The organism is Chryseobacterium sp. WG23, from assembly GCF_024586575.1.
Lineage (GTDB): Bacteria > Bacteroidota > Bacteroidia > Flavobacteriales > Weeksellaceae > Chryseobacterium.
In genome coordinates this window covers 253,968-267,090 of record NZ_JALCZE010000004.1, presented here as the reverse complement: position 1 = coordinate 267,090, position 13,123 = coordinate 253,968, and the positions used below count along the sequence as shown (strand labels likewise).

Here is a 13,123-nt window from a genome sequence, read left to right as displayed (position 1 = left end):
AAACTTACAAATCCCTAATCAGAAACGAAATTCTGTGTGCAAAAATAATATTTAAATGATTTATATAAAAGCTTTATCTTTGAAAACTTTAATTTTAACGAAAATAAACACCACGATGTTTACACCAGCAGAACTTTTAGAAATCAACACATTACTTAAACCTGAAAACAAAATAGTTATTCTTACCCACTATAATCCGGATGGAGATGCTATTGGTTCCAGTCTGGGATTGAAACATTATCTGAAAGCCAAAGGAATTCATGCTGAAGTAATTGTCCCTAATGATTTTCCGAAATTTTTAAAGTGGATGCCGGAATCTAAAAAAGTAATCATTGCTGAATACAAGAAAAAGCTTGCTTCTGATATGATTGCCGGAGCTGACGTGATTTTCTGTCTGGATTTTAATGCCCCATCAAGAATTGGGTTGCTGGGAGACTGGCTAATTAATGCGCAGGGAAAAAAAATTCTTATTGATCACCACCAGCAACCTGAAAAATTTGATTATGTATATTCTGATACAATAATTCCGGCCACTTCCCAGATGATCTACCATTTTATTGAAGTGATGGAAGATGAGAAACTGGTGAACCAGGATGTAGCAGAATGTCTTTACACAGGGATTATGACGGATACAGGAGGCTTCCGTTTCCGTTCTACAAGCGCTGCTACCCATAGAATAATAGCTAACCTTATAGAAAAAGGGGCAGACCCTGCTATGATTACTTCCAATACCTGGGATACCAATACCGTTTCCCGTCTTCATCTTCTGGCTTTAATTCTTGGAAGAATAGAAGTGGTGAATGATGGTACGGTAGCTGTTTTAAGCCTTACGAGAAATGAACTTAAAGAATATGGTTTCCAAAAAGGAGATACGGAAGGTTTCGTAAATTACGGACTAAGCATTGCCGGAGTAAAAATGGCTGCATTTTTTATGGAAGATCTTTATGAAAACTTTATTAAGATTTCTTTCAGAAGTAAGGATGATGTAGATGTCAATCAGTTTTCCAGAAAATACTTTAGTGGAGGTGGTCATATTAATGCTGCAGGTGGAAAATCTTACGATTCATTGGCGGGAACTATTGAAAATTTTAAGCAATATATATCAAAAGAAGAATTTTTGAATATAAAATAATTAAATAATAGTTTGTTTTTAATTTGAATTTATTGTACTTTAGGAAAGTAAATCACTAAAAAACAAACCATTATGAAAACAAAATTACTAGCATTCTTGCTTGCATTGCCGCTTTTGGCCCATGCGCAATTTTCTCAAAACTTTGATGCGGGAACTACAGCACCTGCTGGCTGGTCCGTCATTAACGGAGGAGATCTCAACGAATTTATATTTGGCCCGGGAGCTCCCAGAAGTGTGTATTCGTTACCCAATGCTGCGCAAATTAATTATTCAGCGGCTCCTCATGACGACTATTTAGTAACGCCTGCAATTACTGTAACGGCAGGTGTAAATGACAGATTAACTTATTTTGTGAAAAATCAGGATCCGAATTATGTAGAAAGTTATGCCGTTAAGCTATCCACTACAACAGCTACTGCAGCAGCGTTCACAACAGTTCTTACTCCGGTTGCTCCTGCACCCAATAAATGGACTTTCTTCTCTATCGATCTATCGGCTTATATAGGACAGACAGTGTATGTTGGCTTTCAGGCTACTTCTGCAGACATGTTCAGGCTGTTATTTGACAATATAAACAGTAATACTGCTCCTACTGCAGTTCCTAACTGTAGTACACTGGTATCGCCAAGCAATGGACAGACAGGCGTAAATCCCAATGCTGTAACATTAACATGGGCCGCACCAACTTCCGGAGCTCCCGTAGATAGCTATGAGGTATATCTTGATACCAATCCAAATCCTACTACTTTAGTTTCAAGCAACTATTTATTTGCTGACTTTAATAACTTGTTAGGAAATACTACTTATTATTGGAAAGTAGTAGCAAAAAATGCAGCAGGTGTAGCGGTTGCCTGCCAGACAAATAGTTTTGTAACAGGGGATTCATTTGCCCCTTACTGCTTTGGTAACCTATTATTCACCAGTGGAGTGGAGCCAATTACCTCAGTTAAGTTAAGTGATATGACCAATACTTCTTCAGAGGCACTTACAAGCCCTTCTCATGAAAATTTTGTTAATAAAGTAGCCTCAGTAGAGCAGGGAGGAACTTATCCTATTACATTTAAAGGGAATACAGACGGGAATAATGCTACGAAGATTGTAGTATATATAGACTGGAACCAGGATGGAGATTTCCTGGATGCAGGAGAAGTCTATTTCGGGGCCGCAGGAACTGCGGTAACCATAACAAACTCTACAGGTATTGATGCTATAACAGCGACTGGAAATATTGTTGTTCCTGCCACTGCTACATTAGGAAAAACAAGAATGAGAGTGAAAAAAAATTATGCAACGGGAACAACATTCTATTTAAGTCCGTGTTATTCTTCAGGAACCGGTCTTGCTGCTGTTTCAGGAACCGGTGGTTATGGTCAGGCCGAAGATTACAGTATTATGGTTTTGGCTCCAGGGACACTTGCCGTTAATGAAACTAAGGCTAAATCTGCACTTGCTGTATATCCGAATCCTATGAAAGATATTTTAAATATCACTACAGCTGATAAAAAAATAACAGAAGTAACATTCTATTCTGCTGAAGGCAGATTGGTGAAATCTGTTAAAGGAAATATTGCCACTGTTAATACAAATGATCTGAAATCAGGGGTGTATGTGGTAAAAGTAAAGACATCAGATTCTGAACAGACATTCAAAGTGATTAAAGAATAATAACTTATTCAGTCATATTATAAGCTCTCAATCTGGGAGCTTTTTTTATATCCTTTTTCTTCTAATTCAATACAGGTATACTCGTAAACCTGCTGAAACATTTCGTCCATGTATTTCTTATTAAAAAGGCTGAACTTTGTCATTTTTGGAGGGTCTAAAAATATATTGCAGTATTTTACTTTAGAATACACGGATTTTGCGATGGCTAAGTGAAGTATACGGTCAAATTCTTTCATCAGACTCATCTTTTTTAATTCATCATAGCTTATTGAATTCACATGGGAGGCAATCAGGAAATCGCATTTATTAACAATAGGTTCAATGGGTAGATTGTCTAAAACACCACCGTCTACATAGATTTTGTCTCCTATTCTTACGGGGGGAAGGATGAAAGGTACGCTTGATGAAGCCAACAGAGGCCCGAAAAGTTCTCCTTCAGAGAAAAAATCAACAATACCGTGGGTCATTTCTGTAGCGGTAACATAAACCGGTATTTTCAAAATATTGAAATTATCTTCAGGAAAATAATCTTTAAAAAGTTTTAAAATAAAATTGGAACTGAAAATTCCATTTTTTGACAGCTTCAGAGAAGACCGGGAAAAAAAAGAAGTCTGTTTGACGATTTCCATCATCTCATCGGGGGTTTTTCCAAAAGAATAGAAAGCCCCTATAATAGAACCGGCACTGGTTCCTGAGATTATTTGTGGTTTCAGATTATATTCTTCCAGTGCTTTAAGCACAGCAATATGTGCAATCCCACGCATTCCTCCGCCTGAAAGAGTAAGGCCGATAACCGGTGGTTTCTTTTTTTTGAACGAGAATAAACCCATTGCGTCAATTATGCATTACTAATATACAGGATTTTTATAAATGATTATGGCTCATCACAGTCATCATCTATTTTATCTGTAGAAATATGTTTTTCTTTTGTACAACTTAAAAATGTGAGGATAGGGAGATGGTGGATTTCATAGGCTTTTAAAGCACTAATTTTTTAGGAAGATTATGTAAAAGTTCAGTGTTGATGATCTCAGCACAGATGCGTGGTTTTTCCCAATGGCCATTGTGGCCACAGTCTACTATATAAGATTTTATATTGGTTCTGTCCGGGAGATTTTTAATGGTAATATCCGTTTTTACGGCATTGTCATGCTTGCCTGCCAGTACCAGTATTTTTGCTTCCAGGTTTTCCATGATATGTTTTTTGTCAGTTCTCTCTACCATACCTTTTACGCAGGCCAATGCTCCCAAATTGTTTGTGGAAAGAGCTGTCTCAAGGGCAATTTCAATCTTACCTTCAAGGATATCTTTTTCATTAGGATTGAATAAATTGGGAATTCCCGCTCTTACATAATGGGCAAACGCATCCTTAATGATTCTGTAGCTTTTTATACGCTGTAGCTTTTTCTCTTCGTCATCCGGGAAATAGGTGGAGAAGAACAACGTTAAACTTTTTAAAGAATCAGGATATTTCTCGGCAAAAGCCAATGAAGCGTACCCTCCCATAGAATGTCCCAATAGATGTACTTTTTCTAGATTCTGATGATCCAAAACTTTTTTTACCTCCTCTGCCATCAGCTCCATGGTGTGAACTTCACCAAGAATTTCAGATTGTCCGTGGCCGGGCAGATCAATTTTTAAAAGTGAAAAATCTTTAGAAAGATGAGGTTCCATATCGCTCCATATAGAAAGGTTTTCCATAAAACCATGAAGGAGTACTAAAGTTTCTTTTCCGTTTCCTTTTTTTTCAAAATTCAGCATGATATCAAAATTATAAAAGGTTAAAAATAATGCAGAGTCCTTAGGATGCTGCTGCTGATTCAAATGTAAACAAAAAAGAGCATTTTTAAAATGCTCTTTCTCTTTTATTGAACTAAGTCTTTATAAACCTTCGTTTCCCAAGGTTTGATATCTGCAACGCCATAACGTTCCTTTTTTGCAATAGCAAGGTTATCAAGCATATCTACAAAATTTTTATAGTTGGCTTCATCAGTCGGTTTGATAATGACGGTGAAGTTTTCAGGTTTAGGAGCATTTTTGTATGCTTCAGCAATGATTTTTGAAATCTTTATCCCACTGAAATCGGTCTCTTTCAGGTTGCTTGCATTTAAATCTGCCGCATTGCTCTGATGATAAAATACCCGGTCGTCTTTTCCCAGGATGAATGTTACCTGGTTTTTCTGATCCATTACGACAGGTCCTGAAGGAGGATCTCCTTTTGCCGGAAGTCCCAGATCCATCACATTGGGTTTTGTGAAATTGGTAGTGAACATAAAGAAAGTGATCAGTAGAAACCCCAAATCTACCATAGGAGTCATATCAACTCTTATTAATTTCTTTTTTTGCTTGCCGCCTTGTTTTTCTTGTGCGATTACTTCAGCCATAATTAATACTTTAAATGTTAAACGGTATTTGATGAAAACTTTTAAAACTCGATCGTAGTTTGGTTGAATTCATACAAAGTTTATACCTAAATTTTTTAAATGCTATGAATTTGTGAAAATTAATTATTATTTGATATGAAAAAGCCTTGTGATATTTTAATTTCATAAGGCTTTAAGAATTTTTAACTGTATGGCGTTTATCTTTTTAGGATTAGTTTTTCATTTAAAATGATTTTTCCCTTATTTTCAATTTGAATCATATAAATTCCCGGAATTAGCTGAGAGGTATTTATTATTACTTTGTCTTCATGACAATTTTTAGACAATAGCTTTCTTCCGGATGTATCTGTAATGGTCACAACTGATCCGCCTGGGAGATTACTGATATTAATAAAATCTTTGGCAGGATTAGGAAAGAAAGATATAGGTCTGTTTGTTTTCATCTCCGTAGTAGATAATGTTGTGGTAGGTATAAGTTTTACAATCCAGAAATCTGAAAAACCATCTGAATGATTTCCTGATACATCTCCATCATTAGAGTCTGTATTACCTGCAAGAATAAATCCTCCATCCGCTGTTTCTATTGCTGAATACAGTTGATCTGTAGCACTTCCTCCTAAACTTTTCTCCCATATAATACTGCCTGTTGAATTAAGTTTGGCAACATAAAAATTGTCTGTGAAATCTGTTGAGCTTGTTGTGGTCCCTCCAATAAGGTAGCCGTTATCTGATGTTAATTCAACAGATGAAGCCCCATCATAACCGGTTCCGCCAAGAAACTGTTTCCATTGAATATCTCCGGTATTGTTAAGTTTAAAAATCCAAATATTGGGTGAATTACTATTTCCTGTAGCATCTCCGTCTGTAGAATTACTGTTTCCTGCTACAATATAGCCTCCGTCCATGGTTTGCTTTATTGCAGTAGCGTAATCATCATGACTGCCGCCTATCTTTTTTTGCCATTGCAGATCTCCGGACGAATTTAACTTGATAATCAGACAGTCGCTATAAGAAATACCTCCAATTGTGCTGTTTGTACTGCCGGCTACGATATAGCCTCCCTCTGCAGTTTGCTGGATAGAGTAGGCGTAGTCTTTACTATTGCTACCATACGACTTTTGCCACTGCAGATTTCCAGCTTGATCCAGTTTGACGATCCAGAAATCTTCTTCTCCATATGCAACGGTAACATCTCCGTTTGAAGAATTGGTATAGCCTGCAATGACATAGCCGTTATCAGTAGTTTGTTGAATGGAATAAGCTTGTTCAACAACACCTCCTCCGAAAGTTTTTTCCCATTGAATATTTCCCGATGAATCAAGCTTTACAATCCAATAATCAAAACTCCCATGGCTTCCTGTAACATCTCCATCTGATGAAGCAGCTGTTCCTGCGATAATATAGCCGCCATCATTTGTCTGTTGGATGGAGTTTGCTTCTTCAATACTGTTGCCTCCCAATGATTTTTGCCATTGTATATCTCCCGAACTGTTCAGTTTTACAATCCAATAATCAGTCATATAAGGTTGGCCAACGGAGTGATTTCCTGTGACATCTCCATCGGTAGAACTTGAATGTCCTGCAACAATATAGCCTCCATCGGTAGTATGTTTAATTGACTTTGCCCATTCTAGATTGCTTCCTCCAAGTGATTTTTGCCACTGGATATTGGGTGCTTGGGCATACATTGAAATAGAGCAGCCTAAGACTGCCAGCATGTAAAATAACTTTTTCATTTGCGTTTAATTTAGAATTGTTTTCTAAATATATTGAAAAAGATTTTACTTAATGAAAACGACTTAGTAAGTGTTGATTTATTTCTAATAAGTGTAAAAAAAGCCTTACCAATGAATTGATAAGGCTTTAGTGTATTTTGAAATAAAATCTATTTATTTTTCTTGAAGAAATCTACTCCGCATTCTAAGAATTTTTTGAAATCCTCTTTTGGCATATATCCGGAAACAGGGGTATTAATCACTTTTCCGTCAGGAGTTATTAAAACATAGTGAGGCTGAGAGTTATTATTAAAGTTAACCTGTTGGAATAAGCTCCATCTGTCACCAATTGTTTTTACTTTTTTAATCTGTCCTTCCCCAAGGTCTATTTTAGTTTTTTGATCTTCAGGAAGCTCTTCTTTATCATCTACATATAAAGAAGCTAATACCACGTCGTTTTGCAGTATAGGCAGAATATCCGGTTCACTCCAGACAAATTCTTCCATTTTTCTACAGTTTTCACAACCGTATCCCGTAAAGTCAATTAAGATGGGTTTGTTTTCCTTTTTGGCAAGCTCAATAGCTTTGAAAAAATCATGCTCAGGATGCATTCCTAAAATTCCGTCTTTCTCATCGTGGAAATAGCTAACGTTCAGTGGAGGTAAAATACCACTTAACAGCTGAAGTTTCGGACGTTCAGAAGGAATTAATCCCTGGATCAGATAAATGACAAATCCAAAACCTAATACTCCAAGAATCTTTCTGGTGATCGAGATCTTTGGTTTTTTATCATCATGCGGGAACTTAATCAGCCCGAATAAATATAAAGCAAGCCCAAGAGCAACAATAATCCAGATGGCGATGAAAAGTTCTCTTTTCAGGAAGAAAGTTTTGGAAACCAAATCTGCCTTGGATAAGAATTTTAATGCTAATGCCAATTCTACGAATCCTAACACAACTTTCACAGTATTCATCCATCCTCCGGATTTTGGAAGACTTTGCAACGCTTGTGGGAATAAAGCCAATAGCCCGAAAACAATCGCCCACGCCAGCCCAAATCCTGCTAGTGCAAAAGTCAGCAGCATAGGAACATTGGAAGATCCTGTTACCGCACTTCCCAGTAAACTTCCTAAAATAGGTCCTGTACAAGAGAATGAAACAATAACCAGCGTAAGTGCCATAAAGAAGATTCCGATGATCCCTCCGGCTTCTTCTGCTTTAGAAGATTTATTGGCAATGGAACTAGGTAGTGTAATATCATAATACCCGAAGAAACTTCCGGCAAAGAAAATAAAGATGATAAAGAAGGCAATATTCAGCCATACACTTGTAGAAATTTCATTGAAGATATTTCCGGCAATTCCGTCAATGATATGGAAAGGAATACTTAATAAGACAAAAATAAGAAGAATGAAAAATCCGTAGATAATAGCGTCTCTTTTTCCTTTTGCTTTATCTTTATTTCCTTTGGTAAAGAATGAAACCGTTAAAGGAATCATAGGGAAAACACAAGGTGTTAGCAAGGCAATTAAACCTCCGATAAATCCTAAGAACAGGTATGTCCAGTAGTTTTCTTCTACCTGTGTAGATGCTGTCCCACAGTCTGTCAGTGGATTTTTAAAATCCAATGTTTCAATTTTTAGCTGTTTAGGATCTAATTTTGAAACTTCAGAAACGGTAACTTCTTGTTTTGGAGGATTTTCGGTAACTTTTTCAACTGTTTTCACCGAGTCTTTTACTGCTGCAGGTGTTTCTTCAACAGCCTCTTCAGTGGCTCCTTTCGGAGTTAGTTTTTGATTGAATTCTAAAGTATTGGGAGCTAAACAAACCCTGTCGTCACAAGTCTGATACGTAATCTCAGAAGTAACATCGGCTGGTTTTGCAGGATCTTTTAATTTGAATTTTTGTTTGAACCCTGCTGAATTGGAGTAAAAAACAATAGTTCCTCCAAAAGCCTCAGAAAACTCTTCATGCTTTTTACCCACCTCGGTAAATTTTCCGATCAGTTCAATATTTTTTCCTGAAACTTTATACTCAGTAGGAATTCCGGTGTCTTCCGGTAAATCTTTTGAGTAGATATGCCAGCCTTTTTCCATGGTGGCATTTAAAACCGCTTCATACTGGTTATTTCCCAGTTCATTGATGGTGAATTTAAACTTTACAGGATTCTTTATCTGCGCATTAATTCCCGTCGCTAAAAATAGTAGAATTAATAAAAACCAATTTCTAAATTTCATTTTTCGTTTCATTAAAAATTTTGAGACTCCATTTTGTTTTCTCATCCTTAGTATATTTTCTGTCCTGCCTGAAAGGGAGTATTCCAAGTACGGAATTATTGCTGTCAGCCAGTATCCAAATTTTTTGCCTCGCTAAAATAGATAATTTTTCGTCCCTAAAAAATTTAGAAACTTTCTTTTTTCCTGAAAAACCAATAGGGTAAAACTCGTCACCATCCTGTTGCTTTCTCAGGCGCAATGGAAACTGAAGTTTTTCAGCATCAAAATCCCATTCAAAATCCTTATTGATTCCATCAATGTCTTCAATAGTATTTTTAAGGTTAATATTGATTTGTTTTTCAGAAAAATTAAAATGATAAATCAGGATAACTTCCTCTGTAGACTTCTGTTCTTTATTCCTGTCGAGAAATATCAATTCATCACGGTTAACGATCAATTGGTATTCTTTTGAAAAAAAAGAGCTGTTGTTTTCAGCAGTAAAAATTTTAGGGATTTCTTCCTCCTGATTAAATCCATATTTTTTTAAAATTTCAAACTTTATAAAGTCACTTTCCCGATCCAGCTTTTCTTTTGATAAAATTTTGTAGTCTTTGTTAAATAGAGAAAGCTTATTTTCTATTTCTTCCACCTGTTTCTGAACAAAATCTTTAGTTTGATTCAGATAAGAAGAACTCTTTTTGAAATTTTCAAGAAAATGATCATTGGTTTCCAATAGTTTGGGAACGATTTCGTTTCTGATCTTATTTCTTAAATAATCACTTTTTTTATTGGAGAGATCCTCACGGAATTCGATATGGTTTTCCTTGGCAAACTGGTAAATTTCTTTTTTGGAAAAATTTAAAAGTGGTCGGATTATATTATTGTCATGAGAAGGAATACCGCTCAGTCCATTAATGCCAGATGCTTTGGACAGATTAATGATAAAAGTTTCCAGCTGATCATTAAGATGATGTGCGGTAACAAGAAATTCCAGCTTCTCCTGATTCCGGATTTCTTTAAAAAAATGATAACGGAGTTCTCTTGCCCAAAGCTGAATAGAGTGGTCCGGTTTTTTATCTTTTTCAGAAACTTCATACAGATGAAACCTTATATGATTTTTCTCACAAAAATCCTGAACAACTTTCTGATCAAGATCTGAATCTTCATCACGAAGTTTATAATTGATGTGAGCGATCTGTATTTCACAGTTTTTATCTTGCCCATTGTCCCGTAAATCCTGAAATAATGAGGCCAGAACCATAGAGTCTGCTCCTCCGCTCACCGCCAGAAGGTAGGAGTGTTTTTCAGGTTGATCAACGAGGTTTTCCAATTGATTTTTAAAGCTTGTTTTTTTCAACATATACGTTGAGAATTTCTTTTATGCAAAGATAACCGATATAATTCAATTGAATTTTCCTAACTTTGATTGGTCTAAAAATGATTATTTATGAAGATTTTAAAAATTTTAGCAGTTTCTGCAATGGCGCTGGGTATGACATCTTGTGTAAGCAAGAAACAATACGATGCCCTGAGCACAAACTATAAGCAGTGTATTGAAAATATCGGAGAAAGACAAAGAGAAATTCAGGATCTGAAATCTCAGAATTCTGCATTAGCAGGGGAGAACAGCTTACTGAAAAGCCAGCATGATGCGTTGAAATCATCTCTGGATGCATGTCTTTCAAATACAGGAAAAAGCTCTGCTAACATCGATAAATTGGTAAGTGAAATCAACTCTTCAAACTCATACATCAAGCAATTGATTTCAAACAATGCTAAAAATGACAGCTTGAATCTGGCATTGTCTAATAAGCTGAAGAGATCTTTAGATAACGTTTCTGATGAAGATGTACAGGTGAAGGTACTGAAAGGGGTAGTAATGATCTCGCTTTCAGATAAAATGTTATACAAAACAGGAGATTACAATATCTTACCTGCTGCTCAGGAAGTCTTAGGTAAAGTAGCGAAAGTAATCAATGATTATGATAAATATTCTGTACTGATAGAAGGTAACACAGATAATGCTCCATTAAATTCTACAAACCTGCCTAGAGATAACTGGGATCTTTCTGCATTAAGAGGAACTTCTGTTGCTAAAGTTCTTCAGACTCAGTTTGGAGTAGATCCTGCGAGAATGACAGCAGGAGGGCGTTCTGAATACAACCCTAAAGCTACAAACATGAGTGTTTCCGGTAGAGGGGAAAACAGAAGAACTGAAATCATCATTATGCCTAAGCTTGATGAATTTATGAAACTGATGGATATCGCTCCAAAGAAATAATTAAAACAATTATAATAAAAACAATAAATCCCGAAGAAATTCGGGATTTATTGTTTTTATGAAATAAGTTCATCTTTTTCAAAAGATGGATCTAAGGTTAATCAATAGATGTAATTATTTATAGCAAGCGTAATCTACATCTCTTTCTCTCAACTGCTTTATCATATACCCCACATAAAAAATCCCGAAGAGGCTCGGGATATTTTTTTTTAATCAAATTAATTCTTCCTTTTTAAGAAGAGAAATAATTCTTTGCAAAAATGAATTGGATATTTCGGTCTTCGTTTTTTTTGAAGAAGAGCGTGTATTACCTTTCAGTAACACAGATTTTTGATTCTCACGGTTAGTTTGTTTCTCTTCTGCAATCATTTTTCGTAGTGTTTTTACCCTTTATCCTACACGCAAAATTATAACTATTGTGGTAGCGAAAACATCCGTATTTTCACGGTATTTTGTATGGGGTTTTCCCCGGCCGCTTAATCAGATATATAAGTTTTTTATAGATGAATTCTGGAAAACAGACTGATATGAAAAAATGTCTGTTCAATACATTTGTGTAAAAAATCAATAAAAACACATGTGATTTATGTTTTTAATTATGTGATATCATGATATTTATTTAAAATAATACGTATATTTAAATCTCCATAAAAGGAAATAAATATAGAGGCATCCGAAAATCTTAAAGAGTAGGAAAATAATACTAAACAAAATAAATATGAAAAATTCAAAAAAACTTTCAAGAAGAGAAATGAAAACTGTACAAGGAGCTATTAGTGGGTGTAATCCACAGATATTTTGTTCCAGTCCACAGACAAAGTGTTGCCCAGGATGGGTCTGTGCAGGTATAAGACAATATTGTATAGCCATATAATGATTTTTTACATAAAAATTAGATATGTCTAAAAAGAGAGGAATTAATTCCTCTCTTTTTTGTTTTGGATATGGAACAGAAACATGGGTTGTTCAAAAAAGAAATTTTAAAATCCTTAAATTTGTTTAAATTAAATTTTCTATGAGTTTTTTTGAAGAAAAGAATCCTGAAATGGACAGGTATTTGGAAGCACATGCTTCTTCAGAATCAGAAATACTGAAAAAGCTGAGAAGGGAAACCTATCAGAAAACAACACAGCCCCACATGATTTCAGGATATCAGCAAGGAAGACTTTTAACCATTATTTCCCAAATGCTGAAACCCAAAAATGTGCTGGAAATAGGAACATTTACAGGATATGCTACCTTGTGTCTGGCAACAGGTCTTGCTAAGGATGGAAAAATTACAACTTTGGATGTGAATGAAGATCTTGCATACCTGCCAAAGAAATATTTTGAGACGAGTGAATATGCCAGTCAGATTGAATTCAGGCTTCAGGATGCTAAAGAGTTTTTGAAAGAAACAGATGAGGTTTTTGACCTTATTTTTGTGGATGCTGATAAAGAAAATTATGCTGACTATTTTAGACTCATTAAACCGAAAACGAAATCCGGATCTGTAATTATGTTTGATAATGTCTTGTGGTATGGAAAAGTACTGGAAGAAAATCCAAAACAGAAATCTACACAGTCTATCAAAGAATTAAATGATTTAGCGGCAAAAGATGAAGATTTCGAAAATCTTATTTTACCTTTGCGAGATGGAGTAAATTTTCTGAGAAGAAAATAAATTAAAAGATTTAAAAATTAAGAAATTAAAAGATTTTACGGAATCTGATTCTTTAATCTTTAAATCA

At 35.4% G+C, this 13,123-nt stretch carries 10 protein-coding genes; 4 read left to right on the top strand and 6 right to left on the bottom strand.

Translation table 11 applies throughout. The features are described 5' to 3' along the window. Positions 1 to 115 precede the first annotated feature (115 nt). Positions 116 to 1,132, top strand: a complete 1,017-nt coding sequence (locus tag MP477_RS08215; protein ID WP_257190084.1) for a bifunctional oligoribonuclease/PAP phosphatase NrnA — start codon at positions 116 to 118, stop codon at positions 1,130 to 1,132. 72 nt (positions 1,133 to 1,204) lie between these two features. After that, entirely contained in the window at positions 1,205 to 2,797 is a 1,593-nt protein-coding gene (locus MP477_RS08210) for a T9SS-dependent choice-of-anchor J family protein (RefSeq protein ID WP_257189977.1), read from the top strand. Between the two features lie 17 nt (positions 2,798 to 2,814). Here MP477_RS08210 and MP477_RS08205 read toward each other — a convergent pair whose 3' ends face one another. The 6 genes from MP477_RS08205 to tilS all read right to left on the bottom strand — a co-directional run bounded on the left by MP477_RS08205 (position 2,815) and on the right by tilS (position 10,472). Further along, positions 2,815 to 3,627 carry a patatin-like phospholipase family protein gene (locus MP477_RS08205; protein ID WP_257189976.1) on the bottom strand — a complete coding sequence of 271 codons (813 nt, stop codon included), beginning with the start codon at positions 3,625 to 3,627 and terminating at the stop codon, positions 2,815 to 2,817. 148 nt (positions 3,628 to 3,775) lie between these two features. Further along, positions 3,776 to 4,558: an alpha/beta fold hydrolase gene (locus tag MP477_RS08200; protein ID WP_257189974.1), complete on the bottom strand. Its 783-nt coding sequence runs from the start codon at positions 4,556 to 4,558 to the stop codon at positions 3,776 to 3,778. A gap of 104 nt (positions 4,559 to 4,662) precedes the next feature. After that, positions 4,663 to 5,181: a biopolymer transporter ExbD gene (locus tag MP477_RS08195; RefSeq protein WP_257189973.1), complete on the bottom strand. Its 519-nt coding sequence runs from the start codon at positions 5,179 to 5,181 to the stop codon at positions 4,663 to 4,665. Positions 5,182 to 5,378: 197 nt separating this feature from the next. After that, a complete protein-coding gene (locus tag MP477_RS08190) occupies positions 5,379 to 6,917 on the bottom strand; it encodes a T9SS type A sorting domain-containing protein (RefSeq protein WP_257189971.1) in 1,539 nt (512 codons plus the stop codon). 149 nt (positions 6,918 to 7,066) lie between these two features. Then, positions 7,067 to 9,133, bottom strand: a complete 2,067-nt coding sequence (locus MP477_RS08185; protein WP_257189969.1) for a thioredoxin family protein — start codon at positions 9,131 to 9,133, stop codon at positions 7,067 to 7,069. Next, a complete protein-coding gene (tilS, locus tag MP477_RS08180) occupies positions 9,123 to 10,472 on the bottom strand; it encodes a tRNA lysidine(34) synthetase TilS (RefSeq protein WP_257189968.1) in 1,350 nt (449 codons plus the stop codon). The genes MP477_RS08185 and tilS overlap by 11 nt, the downstream gene beginning before the upstream one ends. An 87-nt stretch (positions 10,473 to 10,559) precedes the next feature. On the opposite strand from tilS, the gene MP477_RS08175 reads away from it, so the two are divergent. Together MP477_RS08175 and MP477_RS08170 are read left to right on the top strand one after the other, a co-directional pair. Continuing rightward, complete coding sequence (locus MP477_RS08175) at positions 10,560 to 11,393, top strand: OmpA family protein (protein WP_230037468.1); 834 nt, start codon at positions 10,560 to 10,562, stop codon at positions 11,391 to 11,393. A gap of 1,015 nt (positions 11,394 to 12,408) precedes the next feature. Further along, positions 12,409 to 13,056, top strand: a complete 648-nt coding sequence (locus MP477_RS08170; RefSeq protein ID WP_230037470.1) for an O-methyltransferase — start codon at positions 12,409 to 12,411, stop codon at positions 13,054 to 13,056. Positions 13,057 to 13,123: the final 67 nt, after the last annotated feature.